Here is a 14,950-nt window from a genome sequence, read left to right as displayed (position 1 = left end):
TCTGGAGTTCTCATGCAAAATTGTAATATCAGGCTCGGTTTCTGGATTGCTGCTCCAGGAAAGAAACGTGGATACGAGGTGGATACCCGGGAAAACGCACCTGTTTTTCGTCGTGAGTTCGAAGTCAGCAATTCGTTTCAAAATGGCCGTATTCTGATCTGCGGTCTCGGTTTTTACGAACTATATCTCAACGGACACAAGGTTGGAGATCGTGTGCTTGATCCGGTTCCAAGCAACTATCTGACTCGAATTAACTATGCGGTTTATGATGTGACCGCTTATCTGAAGCCGGGTCGGAATACCGTCGGCGTAATTCTCGGCAACGGTTGGTACAACCCTAACACAAAAGATGAATGGTGCTTTTGGGCGGCTTCATGGCGGGATTGTCCTAAAATGACCTTGAAGCTGGAGCTGGACGGGCGTGAAGTTCTGTGTTCTGATGAGAGTTGGCGTGTCGGCGAGAGTCCGATCACTTTCAATGCTCTGCGTAATGGTGAGTTCTATGATGCCCGGCTGGAAATGCCCGGCTGGTGTACCAACGGTTTCGACGATACGAAATGGCCGCCGGCAATGCGGATCGCCCCTCCCGGAGGAGACTTGGAGCAGGAACTGCAGCCTCCATGCAAAGTACTGGCGACATTCATCGCCCGGCCGACTGAAAAATTCAATGTTTATGATGCCGGACGCAATCTTGCCGGTTGGGCTCGTATTTTTGTCGAGGGGGAAGCAGGAGCGGAAATTATTCTCCGCTATGCTGAACGGCTGACTCCGGCTGGAGAGCTTTCCGTGGAATATCAGGATATGTATATCCACTCCGGGGAATTCCAGACCGATCGCTATATCTTGAAAGGCAGCGGGACTGAAATTTGGGAACCGCGTTTCACCTATCACGGTTTCCGGTATATTGAGGCGAAAATCCGAGGCAGGGCAAAGATCCACAAAATCGAAGCCCGTGAGGTCGGTACGGCATTCAAGACGGCAGGAGAGATTGTCACATCTGATTCAACGCTCAACCGCCTTCAAAGCATGACACTCAATTCCTACCGTTCCAACTATGTAGGAATTCCGACTGACTGTCCCCACCGTGAAAAAAGCGGGTGGACCTGCGATGTGATGCTGGCTGCCGAAACGGGACTATTCAACTTCGAAGCCGCTTCCGGTTATCGCGGCTGGTTACGGATTCTTGGCGATCTCCAACGCCGGAGCGGCCAGCTTCCTGCACTCGCGCCGACTGGGGGCTTCGGGTTCAACTGGGGAAGCGGTCCGGCTTGGGACAGTGTACTCTTTTCCCTGCCGTATGATCTTTATCTTCATACCGGGGATGACGGCGCGATTCGGGAACATTATGACGGAATGAAACGGTATCTTGGTTTTTGCGAATTCATGGCAACCGATCATATACTTTTCTTCGGTCTTGGCGACTGGTGCCCGCCTGACTGGGAGAAAATCTGCCCGGCGCAAATCACTTCGACCGGTTATTATTACAGAGATGCAAAATATCTGGCGAAGTTCGCCCAACTGCTCGGCAACAAGGCTGACGAGATTCGTTATACGGTTCTTGCGGATTCGATTGCTCAGGCATTTCATCGCAGATTTCATCTCGGAGGCGGTCGCTATGGAACCGGCAACGGCATCGGCGAATTCACTGCAACAGGCTGCGCACTTTATCATGGACTGGTTCCGGAAAAAGAGAAATTTGGTGCACTCGAATTTCTGATTGAATACGCTGAAAAGACGGAGTACGCGTGTGATTTCGGCATTCTCGGCGCAAAGTACATTCCGCGCGTCCTGGCGGAAAACGGCCGCGCTGATCTTGCGCTCCGTTTTTTCACACAACGCCAATTCCCCGGCTGGGCGCACTGGATTGATCTGGGGATGACTACTCTCGGAGAAATGTGGAACGGAACTTCATCACGTAACCACATCATGTACGGCGATATCAGTGCCTGGATGTTTCGTTACCTTGGTGGTTTTCGGCACAGTTGGGAGCAGCCCGGCAAACGGTATCTGGAAATACAACCGATGCCGGTCGTTTCCGCCTGCCGTTCTGAATATTGCCGCTACCTCTCCGATTGGAGGATAAATGGCGATGAATTCGAGATCGACATCACGGTTCCTCAAGGTGGTGCGGGGTTGCTGGTGATGCCGGATGGTTCCCGTCATATACTCTCCTCCGGTTCAGCCCGATTTCGGTGTATCGTCGATTTGACGTTTTCTCCGGTCCTCCGGTCGCATTCGGAACTTCTTACATGACGTTTCATAGAAAAAGCGAAATATCAAAGAGCCAACTGGGTTACTTTTCATTCATTTTTTACAGATTTATCTGCAGGATTACTCTGCGGGAGTAGATTGTAATGAAGTCTGATACGCCCTATGATAATAGCGGAGTGATGGAGCGGAGAGTCCCGGAAATTCATCGGTACGGATGAGATCGTCCGCGTTTTTCGGACGTGGATGGGCGGCTATGAAATCCCTTCGGGCGGCGGTTCGGGCGGTTTTCAGTTTGAGGCCCGCCACAAGATACTTTTGCAGGTAAACATCGTATTCCGCTCCCCATTGTATGCTCCGCCGTAATGCTTTCTCGTGCCGTTTCCGGTGGAAGTGGTGGAACTTTTCGGCATCATCGATGATCTTTTGCTGACAAGCATAAACAGCCGCCTCCGAGCTCTTGCGACAGGTGGCAAGTTCGCGGAGCATTTCCGGGGACAAACTCAGTTTTTCGGTGGAAATCAAAATATCCATGGCAGGATGCGGCGAACGGTCGTACTGCCCGTTCGCCGCCGTATGTTTACTTCATTTTCTGGAATACATGGATCAATCTGCGGTCATCAAGGGAGCGGTGAAACCGGATCAGTTCCAGCATCACCAGATACCGCAACGACTTCGCCGCCTGACGCGGCGTGATGCCGCATTGGTTCGCAAGTTCTTCCGTGGTCAGAACCAGCGAACCATGCCGTTCAAGCAGAACGCTCATCCGGCCGTAAACGAGTTTGACGTAGATGGGCAAATCCGTCCGGGACAGGATTTCCGCAGGAATGACGGCACCGGTGTTCATCTGGCCGCCTCCTTCCCATGGCATTGCGGAACGATGATTTCATCCTCCGGTATGCCATGGTTCAACAGCTCCCGAACGCTTTCAGGATCAATGCGGACCAGTCGCGGACTGATATTGACCGCCTTCAGTTTGCCGTTTTTGATATAACGGTTCACGCTGTTGACCGACACGCCCAGAAGCCCGGCGCATTCGCGGCGCGTCAGCTTCTTCTGAACGCTGCCCTGAATTTCCGAATGGCTCAAGGTTGCATGCAACTGTTCGCTTGTAAGGCCGGGATAGTGTTCGCGCAGCAGATTAACCGCCGTGTTCAATACGATGGCATGAGATTGATTCTGAATTCTCATTGATTTTTCTCCCTGATGTTGGTTTGTCGTTTCGGTTTGCAAACGCGCCTGCATCAGGGAAGCGGATTTTTCCGTTTTCTTCAGGAAAAATCACGAAATCACGTTCAATACTTCTGGTTTTCATTTCCGGATCGTTTCCGGATTTTAAGACGAAAAAAGACGCCCCAGAAGTAGAAGCGTCATAAAACCATTGAAGAATTATGAGAAAATCAGTGTTTCTTCAGCCGCCGTGACATCTCCTCTTCGGATAAACCGGGAATAATATTGCGGAGTGCCTGCTTGCTCCTAATCTCTCCGATGATCTTATTGGGGCCCAGGAAGCCAATTCAATCTCATTGAACAAAGCACTGTATCCTTCATAGGGACATCTGCCGTTGTCCCAATTTTGAATGGTCCTTCCGGTAAACGAATGTTTTATTCCAAGGTCACTAAGGCGTCGAAAGGCTGTATTGATGATGGCGACTTTTTCTGCAAGTGTCAATGGATGCTTCGGTTTTATCGCCTGAATGTCGGCCTTCTGAAGTTCTTCCAATCTCCGTAGAATTTCACCGATGGAACGTTTTTCTCGGAGTTCGTGCATCATCTCTTCGCGCGTTGTACACCGGGTCTGCACAAGAAGATCATCCAGTTTTTCAGAGAAAAGATCGAACTGAGTGAGCAGAGCCAGCCAGCCGGCCAGATATGATTCAACCGCAATTTCCAATAACTTTTCTTTTTGTGAATCGGAAAAATCGGAACTTTCTACCGCCTCATTTAATTTTTTGAGGACTCTGGCATAAATCGGCAACTTTCGAGTGATTCCGGTTTCTACAGTGGAAACATACAGTTGCATGGCTTGAAGTGGATTTTCCACATTGACTCCCGAAACCGGCATTGTTTGAAGAATTTCTTCGGCTGCGGGCAGATGTTTTTGAAGACTCTTCACACCGTCTGCCAGCGTGATGTTTTGAGGTGGGGAGTTTTTCAACAATGCGGATATTGTGTCGAGGGCAAGATAATAGATATCGATCAGACGAACCGCCTTTCCACGCAACTTTGATTTCAAACCTATCTTCATTGCTTTCATAAATAATTTTGAGTAAAAAGGAGTTTTTCAAAAGGTCAAGTTGAAAACTTCTTGAAGATTTTCAACTTGGACCTCGCCGGGAATCAAAAAAGAGAGAAATTAACTTGATTTGGCAGGAATGGCAAGAGAAAGAATATAATCAATCGTTTCCGGTGGCAGTGTATATGCCAGATTAGCCAATCTGTTCCGCCGGACTGTTGGGTACGCGTCGGAAGAGGCGGCTGGCAAAAGAGTAGGAAGATGTTGTGCGGCTTCCCGTAGATCATCCAGATCGTTGTGATTGGCGTAGTGTTCCGCCATCGCTACCGTTTTATGACCGGCAAGCTTCATTCTGACACTGACCGGAATTCTGGCTTTATTTGCCAGGGTACAATAAGAGTGGCGAAGGCTGTGATGATCTTTGACGCTGGCGGCCCGGCGTTCCGGTATCTGTATTGAAGTCGTGATGCCAAGTCCTTTCAGGAATTTGATTACACGGTACGAAACACAACCGGAATGGCGCAGATACATTTCCGCATGTTCCGGGAAGACATATTGACCGGTTTGCGGCTAAAACCGAAGCAGTTTTTCTATATCGGGGGTAAAAAACAGAACCATATTCGCTCCGGTTTTGCTGCGGTTACGTATGATGGCCCGCGCTTTCCAATCGACATTATCCCAGGTCATTGTACAGATATCGACTTCAGGCCAACCGGAAGCTCCGATCAGAAAGAGGGGACGGCAGAAACGGGCGTATTGACACCAGAGATCAAACTGATCGGATTGGCCTTGATAGACGTTTCACATTCGCTGCGGATCTTCGGATATCCCTTCGGCGATTCTTGCGATTTCCTCCTGAGTGTAGATTCTCCGGGGAGTGCTCTCTTCTTCCGGCAGGATAACTTCGTTCCAGGGATTGACAATCAGCCCGGCATCTTCCATCAGGCGGGTGAAGATCCCTCGGCAAACGCAGACGATTTCTTTGATCGTCTTGGCCGAAATCCGATAACGGCTGTGATAGCAGACTTCGCGTGACATGTGACCATTTTGAACAGTATACCGGATTTCTTTCCGGAAATGTCCGTTATCGGTCAGATATTTGACATAGGCTTCGCAGTGCAAACGCTGGATATGGGAAATTTCCGTGATATCGGGATAAAAGTGCGCTATATAGGCACAGAAATCCTGCCAGTAAGTTTTCTTCAAGCCGGCATAACTGGGTTGGGCGATACGTCTGGATGGTTTCTGAGCGGCCAATTCAAACGCTTCATCCAAGAGGACAGGATGACCGCCGGTCAATTCATACTTATAGTTTTCGACGAGTGCGATGACCGTTTTGTTGCGGCGGATATCCCGTTCGATCTCTTTCTGCTCTTCATTTTCGCGAAGAATGCGGGTACGCTCGGATGCCTCAAAGTGTTCTGCGCGCTTTTTGAAAGTGGCAATTTCCCGCGCAGAAGCTCCCGGCGGAATTTCACAGCCTTTACAGATGCCGGAATAACTGACTCCGGCAACCATGAAACGGTAATGGAACTTTTTGCTTCGGATTTTGATTGACATGGCAACTCCTCCCTGATTGGATCATTGTGATCCGTTGTGATTTGACAGGGAGGACTGTCGTTGCTGCATCTCTCTGGATTTGCACAAATTTTACACAAACTTGTGACTTTGCCATTTTTCAGTTGCTCTCTCGGCATTTCTGAGCTGGAAAAATGGTAGCGGGGAATGGAATCGAACCATTGGCCTTCAGGTTATGAGCCTGACGAGCTACCACTGCTCCACCCCGCAATATGCCGAACTGTTACTTAACATAATCCATAAAGTTGATTTTGCAAGTGCTGGAGCGGAAAAAATAACGGTTTCTTCAGCGTGAGACGGAATCGTCTTCCTGAATGAAGAAAAACAACCGGTAATACCAGCGGCGATATTCGAGGGGGCCGTTTTTGCGCTTCCGGGCAATCGGTTTGCCGCGGTAAAAATAATGGCGGTCCCGAGCGAAGGTTTCGTACTCCAGTTGCCGGATTCCCCACCATCGCGCACCGCGGGCGAGAAATCGGAACGGAATGCCGCACAGACGGCGCAGATGGAATCGCAGGCGGTTGAACCGGAATTGCCGCATCCCGGCATGTCCGCGCGGCAGAAGGAAACGGTTATCTCCGCGCCGAAAGCCGACCGCCAGCCGGGGATTCCACTCCGCACGGACCGGTTCCGGGTCGGGCCGAAGGTTGTTGTCTCCCCATGTGGTCAGCGCCTCCGGAGCGGTGTGATACACACGGTGAATCACCTCTGCTCCATCCGGGCGGCGGAAGCAGACGATATCGCCGCGCCGGAACTCATGGAACGGAATTTCCCGCAGTTCCGGCACGTCGCCCGCCTGAAAAACGCGCTTCATGCTGTTGCCGTGATAGATGTAGTTCATGAGCGCTCCCGGAGTTTTTCCAGATGAATCCGGCGGGAGAAGTGGGCGATGCTGCTTTCGCGGTGCGAGATCAGCAGAATGGTTTTCGTGCTGAAGTGACGGTCGATCACGTCGAGCAGCTGCTGCTCGTGCACCGGGTCCAGATTGGCGGTGGATTCGTCGAAAATGATGATATCGCTGTCGCGCAACAGCTCGCGGGCGAGCGCCAGCCGCAGCCGTTCCCCGACGGAAAAATTGGCTCCGCCTTCAAAAATCCGGCTGTCCAGGCCGTCCGGCAGATGGCGGAGAAGCTCGTCGACCCCGGCGGTCCGTAGGGCCTGAAGCAGTTCGGCGTCATCAGGAGCCCGATCGAGTCCGCTGCTCAAATTATCCCGAATGGTGCCGTTGAAAAATTCGGTGACCTGGCTCAGGTAACCGATCCGGCGGCGCAGGGTGGCAAGCTCGTACTCATGCTGCGGATGGTCGTCGAAAAGAATTTCCCCGGAAGTGGGGCGGTAGAAACTGAGCAGCAAGGCGGCGAGAGTGCTTTTCCCGCAACCGCTTTCTCCGGTGATCACCACCTTTTCGCCCGGAGAGATTTCCAGAGAAAAATCGCGGAAAACCGGAGTGGCGGCATCATAGGAGAAATTCAGGCGCCGGATTGTGATTTTTCCGGTGAGGCGGTCGGCCTTTCTTGAACCGCCGCCCGGCTCCGGCATCAGGCGCTGCAATTGCAGCAGCCGTCCTGCCGCCGCAACCGCCTGCTGGACCCGGACCGTGGAGGCACACAGTGCCTGAAGCGGATTGAAGAGATAGGACAGATAGCAATTCAACGCCCAGAATTCACCGAGCGTCCAGCGTTCGGCCAGAATCATGTGAATGCCGAGCGCGGCGACTCCGGCGTAGCAGATGCCGGGCAGAAGCAGCAGAGCGGCCCGGAACAGGTTGTCCAGCTTGAAACGGCGCAGCTGGAGCTGCTCGATGGAGTTCAATTCGCTGTGGAACCGGTCGTTCGCCTGTTGTTCGGCCGTCCCGGCCTTGACCAGCGTGATATTGCGCAGCGCGTCATAGATGGTGCGGTTGGATTCGGCGCGGCGCTCGCAGACTTCAAGCGCCAGCTGATATTGGCGGCGGCGGAACAATGCGGCGACCGGCCAGTAACAGGCGAGGGCGGGCAGCAATCCGGCGGCGATCCGCCAGTCGAACAGCGCGATGAAGCAGAAGCCGCCGATGATTTTCAGCGCATTGCGCACCCCCGAACAGAGCACGCCGGAATAGAGATAGCTGCTCGTATCGAGGTCGTTCAACAGCCGCCCGGCGATATAACCGCTGCCGAGCCGGGAAATGCTGGCGGCGGAAAGGCCGAGCAGGCTGCCGAGCATGCGCCGCTTCAGGGAGAGGCCGATCCGGGTATTCAGGATATTGACCAGATAGGTCTCCGCCGCGTCGAGCAGCCGGGCCGCGGCGATGGCGGAAAAGACCGCGGCGGCGAACTGGACCGCCGGCTCCCAGACCCGGATCTCCAGTGCGTTGATGCATTTGCGCTGAAGCCATGGAGAGAGGTAGCTGATCGCGGTGGAGATCAGCACGATGGCCCCAAGCAGGGCGATTCGCCGTTTTTCCGGAATCAGCTCCGGGCGCAGGAGACGCCATACCCCGGTAAAGCCGGAGTTTTCAGGAGAGGAGGCGGACCAGACGGGAGAACTGGGCATGGTTCAATTCCGTGACAGGTAGCCTTTGTCCTGCAGCTGGAGCAGAAAATCATTCAGGTCTTTCTCCGCCTCCGGGGGGAGGGGGGAGGCGCTGTGTTCGGCGAGGCCGGCCAGAATCTGCTCCGGCGTTTCGTCGCGGGCCAAGCTTTTCCAGATGAACTTCGCGGTCGGATTCAGGCCGAAGATCTGGCCGTCGTCGGGATTGAACAGAAATGCGCTGCCGTCAAACTCTTCACGCAGAATGATTTCTGGATTGACTTTCATGGTATTTCCTTGAGTTGGTTGTTAGATCAGGAGTCGAGGAACCGCCGGAAGTCCGGATTGCTCCGGGGATCATCGGTCAGGTTCAGCTTGAAATAGCCGCCCGGCAGGCTTCGGCATAATTCGGAGGCGCCGTGCAGGATATTTTGGGATAAACGCCGGCGGAACTCCGGCGGACACGGCGAGGCGAGGATATGGACGAGGTCATTCAAGGCCCGGGAAAGCCCGATCTGCCGGAGCGGAAGCGGCAGCCGGGTGGAAAAGGATTCAACCTGATCGCGGCCGAGCAGGATGAAATTCCGCAACGGGACCGGTTCCGCCGTCCGATAGCGGCGCGGCAGCGCCGTATTGGCGAACCAGATGCTCCAGGTGGGGGCCGGATGGGCGAACCACTGGCCTGTTTTGCGGTAAAGCAGCACCAGATCATCACTGCGTACTTCAAAATCCGGGGTGATCCGCCGGGCAAACGTACTCTTGCCGACTCCGCTGGGACCGGAAAACAGTGTTCCGGAACCATTGTGAACCAGCAGGCCGCCGTGAAAGTAAAAAAGTTCCCCCGCCAATAGTTCGGAAAGCAGCCCGTAGAAAAAGAGACGGCGGTAAAGGAAACCCAGTTCCTCCGGCGTCCGGTTGCGGATTCTGCCAATGGCGCGCAGGTGACGGCAGTCGCTGTCGGAGGCGAAATAAAGCGTATCCATCCATTTGATTTCCCCCGACGGAGAAACCGGTTCGGGAATCAGGGAAAAATCAAAAAGCGGTGAAGCGTTTTCCGGAGAGGCCGTAAAGGATAGACCGGCGATATCACCCATCTTATCGAGCAGGAGCACGGTGGACTCATTTTCCGCCTGCCATTGTACTCGCTTGTTTAAATCCAGATACCGGACCATGAAAGGAACTGTCACACTTTAATGCTTATTCTTGTATAATCACTATAAACTACAGGATGAATGTATTCTTGTCAAGCGGTTTCGGCAATTGTGCGGAAAAATATCCGGGCGGCAGCAGTGGTAAACTGTCGCCGCCCGGAGTTGCGGGGGAGGGGGCTCAGGGCTGTCCGCCTTCTCCGCCGGTGCCGGAGCTGTCGGCTCCCTGAATGCCATTCCAATCACTGAACTCAATCAGTTCAGGACGTTCGTAGTCGAATTTTTCCATTTTTCTCTCAATCCTTATTGGTTGTTTGGAATTTGTTGTTTACGCCAACTGTTTCTTGTTGTCGGCGTCCAGGTTGAGGTTCAGCGCGTCGAGCGTGCTGCCGCAGCCGGAGACGATGTTTTCGGTCGCGAGGCAGTTCATCGCCGAGGCGATCGACGGTTCGTTGAATGCCGCCATGGTTCGGGGCATATCGTTGTAGAACACCAGGTCGCCGTTTGCATTGAGCTTGAGGCCCCAGTTCGCTCCCATGCCGAAATCGACCGTGGCCGCTCCGCCGACCTGCGCGGAACCGAGTTCGCCGGAAACCTTGCCGAGCTTGCCGAAGACGGTGATCGTCATGCCGTCGATGCCGAGCCCGCCGGTCGAACCGGTCAGGTTCCTGATCAGGATGATCTCTTTCGCACTCTCCACACCGCCCCAGACCGCCGGGACTTCGATCGAAATCGACAGGCTCGAATCCAGCGGGGCGGTGACGCTGACCGCCGCTTCCGTGCTGTCGTAGCTGCGGCCGTCCACACTGATGCAGAGTTCTCCCGAAGCGGCGAGGAGCGCGTCATCGACAGCTACCGTACCGGTCTTGCCGGCCGCCACTTCCAGACGTGAAAGCGTACCGGTGAGAGTACTGTTCGTCAGGTCAGTCGCAGCGGAAATCGTCAGCGTGTTTTGGCCGCCGCCGAGATCGATCGTTCCGGAGAAAGTTCCGTTGACGGTGATCTTGTCATTGCCGTCGCCGAGGCTGATCTTCCCGTTCACGGTGACGCCGTTTTCCATCGTCAGTGTATCGTCACCGGTTCCAAGATCGATATCGCCGAAGATCATGGCGCCGCTCTTCAGCGTGATCGTATCGCTCCGGCTGCCGCCGACAATCGCAATTCCGGTTGCGTAAGCCGCAAGCGAATCGGCCGCGACGCTGCCGTTGCGGACTCCGGCGAGCTTCGCCATCAGGTCATTGCCCTGATAGCTGCCGGCGAAGACCGTACCGGAAATCGTCGCATTGACGCTGGTGCCGGCGACAAGACCGTATGCCATCGTCCGGCCGTCGTCATTCTTCGCGGAGACGGCATTGGCAGCAACCGTGCCGGAGAGATCGCGGACCGTCAGGATGGAAGTGCCGTCTGCGTTTTCCGTGCCGGTCATCAGGCCGTATGCTCCTTCGTGATAGTTGGAGCTCTGCGAGAGTTCGGCGTAGATGCTGCCGGAGAGGGTTCCGACCGTCAGATCGCCTCTGGCTTCACCGGAGACGTTGACGCCGACTGCGGCATATTGATCGGCATATGCTTCGATCGAACCGGCCAGGGGGGCGATTTCCGTCAGGGCGACCGCCGTACCGCGGACATCCGCAGGCGCATTACCGTCGAAATCCGCCTGGTTGCTGAAACCGGAGGCAAAACCGCCGGCGCTGTAAGCCCGGATGGAAGCGCCGGCTGCAAATTCATTCAATTTGAAGGTGCTGCTGGCGCCGCCGTCCATGAAAATGCCGTTTGCGAACTGGCCGCCGAATTCCTCGACGGAAATTCGACCGGTCATACGGCCGACCACAGTCGTCAGGTCTCCATTATCGCTGTTGGCGAAGATGCCGTTGCAATAGGTATGCCTGCTGCCGGTGCTCAGGTCCATTGAACCGATCGTATCGACGATAAGTTCGTTGCCGCCGAATTTGATGCCGTGAGCCGCATTGCTGATATCGCCGGAGAGATTCACTTCCGCGCGCTTACCGCTGACGTACAGGACGGATTCTCCGCCGGCGCCTGTCATCGTACCGGTAATATCGGCCTTCTGGACGACTTCCGAATTACGCTTGCCGAGCGTGAATTCGCCCCGCAGCGTCGTGTTTTTTCCGACCGTCAATGACGCATCCTCGCTGAATGTGAGTTTGTCGAACTTCACATCATCGACACCGGCGCCGAGCTCCAGAGCGCCGATCTCCTTGAATTCGGTTCCGGTCAGGTCGGCGTTGCGGTTGATGACCAGTTTGTCGAAGTTCCGGACCGTCCTGACGCTGAAGGTCGCGGCATCGTCATAGACGAAGGTGCTGGTCCCATCCACCGAGACGTTGCAGCCGTCGATCAGGTCGGCGGTGATATTGCCGCCACTGACCGTGACGGTGACGTTGCCGCCGACCGTACTGAACTCATTGCCTCCGGCATAGATGTTGCCGTTCACCGTGCCTCCCGAAACTGTCACGGAGGTATTGCCGTTCACGGTCGAAATGCCGCCGGAAATCCCGAAGCCGCCGCCGTAGACATTGCCGTTGACCGTTCCGGCCGAGATGGTCACGGAGCTGTTGCCCTTGACCAGCGTCGCGGAGCCGCCGCCCTCGTACTTCCGGCTGCTGGAACCGCCGGCCACGTTTCCGGCAATCACCGCATGGGCGTTGCCGATGATTACGGAGGCGTTGCCGCCGATGTAGTTGGCCGCCCGGCCGGAGGGACTGGAGGCGTTGTTGCCGCCGACAACCGGACCGGTGATGCTGACGGTATCCGTTCCGGTCACTGCAACGGAGGCGTTGCCGGTTACGAAACCGTGGGCATTGCCGCCGTAGACGCCGCCGATGCTGTTCGAGGACTTGGTGTTGAAGGTCCCGCCGGTGATGGTAAGGGTGCTGTCCGCTTTCGGCAGGGAGGCGTCTTCCACCGGTATATTACCGGCATCAAGCGTGTAACCGCCGACGAAGGAACCGCCGCCCCCGCCGCCGAACACCGAATTGGAGAAGGTGCCGCCGGAGATCGTCAGGCTCGAACCGAGCTTGACGGAGGAAGCCGCCCCGCTGCCGCCGTAGACTTCCTTGGCGAAGGTTCCGGCGGTGATCACGGTTTCCGCATGGTCCACCGTGATTTCATCGTAGTAATAGTCGGTGATGCTGCCGCCGTAGACGCGGCCGTTGTAGGTGCCGCCGTTGATGGTGACCTTGGCCGAACCGACATGGCCGGTGTAATAAGAGCCGCCGTAGACATCCCCGGTTACCGCCGCATTGTTCAACGTCAGGTCGGTGGAGGTGAAGTCCTTGCCGCCGGGAGTCGTGTAAGTCGCCCCGGTCACCTTGCCGGTGATGGTGCTGTCGCTCAGTGTAACGCTTTTGCCGTTGGCGTAGAAATCACGGGCGTTTACCGCGAATTTGCCGTCGCCGGTGACGTCCGAGCCGAGCGTCACATCGGTGTTGGCCGCATCCAGCGTCAGGGTCTTGCCGGCGGAGATCGAGATTTCCGCGACGTTCACGAACCGGTTCAGGGAATAGGCCATATCCTGCTTCACATTGACCAGCGCCAGGTTCCGGAACGTGACATCGGCGACCGAAGCGACGTTTTCAAGGTTCAGGGTGGTGCCGCCCGCAACATTGGCGCCGTCAATCACCGAACCGGCCGCGAAAGTGCCGCCGCAGACGGTGATCGTGCCGGTGCCGCCGACCGTGCCCGCCTTGCCTCCGGCGTAGATGCTGTGGACACCGGCGTTGTCCCGGATGGTGATTTCGGTATTGCCCTTGACCGAGTAGCCGCCGTCGTCGCCGTTGCTCGTTTCGCCGCCGCCGTAGATGTCGCCGACGACTTCGGCGCTGCCGGAAACCGTGATCGACGTATTGCCGCCGACGCCGTCATAGCCCTTGTAGCCGTTGCCGATGCCGCCGCCGAACACCGAACCGGCGATTGAGGCGTTATCCTTGATTTCGACTTCGGTGTCGCCGGTCACCCACGAATACTGGCGGCTGCCGCCGTAGAGATTGCCGCCGGCCGTTCCGGTCTGGAAGGCGCTGCCGAGCAGCCGGGTGTTGCCGCCGACGCTGATAAAGGTGGAACCCGCGCCGCCGCGTTCGTCGACCGTGCCGCCGAACACCGAACTGGCCATGCTTTCGACATACACCTTGTCGCCGCCGACTACGGTGTTGCCGTTCAACGTGATGCTGGTGCGCCCGACGCTGCCGTTGGGGCCGCCGACGCGTCCGTAAATAGTGGAATCCGTCACGATCAGGATGGCGGTCCCGGTCACCTTGCCGTCTGTCTGCATGGCTCCGGCATAGACGGTTCCGGCGCCGGTCGCGGAGCCGACGGTGGAGCCGGTCAGCGTGACCGACGTGTTGCCGTTCACCGCAAAGGTGCCGCCGCCGCCGCCGTAGACCGCTCCGGCGGTCGAGTTGGTCAGCGTCACGGAAGTGTTTCCGGTCATGCTGCCGCCGCTTTCACTGCCGCCGAACACGCGGCCCACGGTGCTGTCGGTGATCGTAATGGAGATATTGCCGGTAATTACGCCGCGGTCTCCGGCGACGCTGTCCAGAACATTGCCTCCGAATACGTCAATTTTGGCATTGCCGCCGGGGATATTGGCAAGCTCGACCCTGATATTGCCGATGATGTCGGCATCCCGGCCGCCGCCGTAAATCCCGTCGGTCACTCCGGAGAAGCCGACTCCGTCGACCTTGACCGTCAGGTCCTGATTGATCGCGGCTCCCGCCACGGCACTGCCGCCCCAGATTCCGTCAAGAATCATGTTGGGAGCATAGCTGACGACCGTGACATTCGCGCCGTTGCCGTTCAGGTAGAGACGGCGCGCTCCAACCGCGATGCCGGCGCCGTCCGCCGCACCGGCATACAGGCCGTTGCCCAGAATCAGGCTGGTGTTCGCATTCGTCTGGCTGCTCATGTATTCCAGGCGGCCGCCGCCGGTAATCCTGCCGTTCAACGTGTATTCGCGCCAGATGCCGCCATTGTCCGGATTGGTGTTGTTGCGGTCGTTGAGCTTCAGGGTGGAACCGGCGGCGATGTCGATCGCGGCGAGGTTGTTCCACGTGACGCCGTCAGCGATGTTGATTGTAGCGAGTCCGGTGATGGCGGCATCGTCGCCCGCCTTCCAGGTCTGGGACGCGTTGATGTTGAGCGCGGCGCTGCCGTAGTTTGCGCCCGCGACGGTCAGGACGCTGTTCTCCTCTGCGGCGCTGACCGCTTCCGAGAGAGTGCTGAACGCGTTCGTGCCGACTTTGTAGAATTCGCCATT

General features: G+C 56.1%; 12 protein-coding genes, 1 tRNA gene and 1 pseudogene. 1 reads left to right on the top strand and 13 read right to left on the bottom strand.

Going from position 1 to position 14,950, the window contains the following annotated elements; genetic code table 11:
- Nucleotides 1-12 precede the first annotated feature (12 nt).
- Nucleotides 13-2,253 carry an alpha-L-rhamnosidase gene (locus C8D82_RS13565; RefSeq protein ID WP_116884830.1) on the top strand — a complete coding sequence of 747 codons (2,241 nt, stop codon included), beginning with the start codon at nucleotides 13-15 and terminating at the stop codon, nucleotides 2,251-2,253.
- A 78-nt stretch (nucleotides 2,254-2,331) separates the two neighbouring features.
- Here C8D82_RS13565 and C8D82_RS13560 read toward each other — a convergent pair whose 3' ends face one another.
- The 13 genes and pseudogenes from C8D82_RS13560 to C8D82_RS21255 form a co-directional block, all read right to left on the bottom strand.
- A complete protein-coding gene (locus C8D82_RS13560; protein WP_133245204.1) occupies nucleotides 2,332-2,742 on the bottom strand; it encodes a hypothetical protein in 411 nt (136 codons plus the stop codon).
- 46 nt (nucleotides 2,743-2,788) lie between these two features.
- Nucleotides 2,789-3,055, bottom strand: a complete 267-nt coding sequence (locus C8D82_RS13555) for a hypothetical protein (RefSeq protein WP_116884828.1) — start codon at nucleotides 3,053-3,055, stop codon at nucleotides 2,789-2,791.
- Entirely contained in the window at nucleotides 3,052-3,399 is a 348-nt protein-coding gene (locus C8D82_RS13550; protein ID WP_165833077.1) for a helix-turn-helix transcriptional regulator, read from the bottom strand. The genes C8D82_RS13555 and C8D82_RS13550 overlap by 4 nt, the downstream gene beginning before the upstream one ends.
- The gene (locus C8D82_RS21260) at nucleotides 3,350-3,523 is read right to left on the bottom strand and encodes a hypothetical protein (RefSeq protein WP_165833076.1); all 174 of its coding nucleotides are present in this window, start codon (nucleotides 3,521-3,523) and stop codon (nucleotides 3,350-3,352) included. Before C8D82_RS21260 ends, C8D82_RS13550 begins: the two co-directional genes overlap by 50 nt.
- Before the next feature lie 96 nt (nucleotides 3,524-3,619).
- Nucleotides 3,620-4,465, bottom strand: a complete 846-nt coding sequence (locus C8D82_RS13545) for a hypothetical protein (RefSeq protein WP_133245203.1) — start codon at nucleotides 4,463-4,465, stop codon at nucleotides 3,620-3,622.
- A gap of 99 nt (nucleotides 4,466-4,564) precedes the next feature.
- A pseudogene (locus C8D82_RS13540) lies at nucleotides 4,565-4,990 on the bottom strand (hypothetical protein); the annotation flags it as partial.
- Between the two features lie 255 nt (nucleotides 4,991-5,245).
- Nucleotides 5,246-6,004 (bottom strand): hypothetical protein, encoded by a 759-nt coding sequence (locus C8D82_RS13535; protein ID WP_116884824.1) that lies wholly within the window; start codon nucleotides 6,002-6,004, stop codon nucleotides 5,246-5,248.
- A 153-nt stretch (nucleotides 6,005-6,157) separates the two neighbouring features.
- Nucleotides 6,158-6,232: transfer RNA gene (locus C8D82_RS13530), tRNA-Met, on the bottom strand.
- Between the two features lie 76 nt (nucleotides 6,233-6,308).
- Nucleotides 6,309-6,863, bottom strand: coding sequence for a S24/S26 family peptidase (locus tag C8D82_RS13525; protein WP_116884823.1), 555 nt, complete (start codon nucleotides 6,861-6,863; stop codon nucleotides 6,309-6,311).
- Nucleotides 6,860-8,554, bottom strand: coding sequence for an ABC transporter ATP-binding protein (locus tag C8D82_RS13520; protein ID WP_116884822.1), 1,695 nt, complete (start codon nucleotides 8,552-8,554; stop codon nucleotides 6,860-6,862). The genes C8D82_RS13525 and C8D82_RS13520 overlap by 4 nt, the downstream gene beginning before the upstream one ends.
- A 3-nt stretch (nucleotides 8,555-8,557) precedes the next feature.
- Nucleotides 8,558-8,818, bottom strand: coding sequence for a PqqD family peptide modification chaperone (locus C8D82_RS13515; RefSeq protein WP_116884821.1), 261 nt, complete (start codon nucleotides 8,816-8,818; stop codon nucleotides 8,558-8,560).
- A 26-nt stretch (nucleotides 8,819-8,844) separates the two neighbouring features.
- Nucleotides 8,845-9,513 (bottom strand): hypothetical protein, encoded by a 669-nt coding sequence (locus C8D82_RS13510; protein WP_133245202.1) that lies wholly within the window; start codon nucleotides 9,511-9,513, stop codon nucleotides 8,845-8,847.
- 493 nt (nucleotides 9,514-10,006) lie between these two features.
- Nucleotides 10,007-14,950: beta strand repeat-containing protein (locus C8D82_RS21255; RefSeq protein ID WP_165833075.1), on the bottom strand; the 4,944-nt coding region annotated here is incomplete at its 5' end.

The sequence above is a fragment of the Victivallis vadensis genome (genome assembly GCF_003096415.1).
In the GTDB taxonomy this organism is placed as follows: domain Bacteria; phylum Verrucomicrobiota; class Lentisphaeria; order Victivallales; family Victivallaceae; genus Victivallis; species Victivallis vadensis.
The sequence above is the reverse complement of the archived record's forward strand: the minus strand, read 5'-3'. Positions and strand labels throughout refer to the sequence as shown.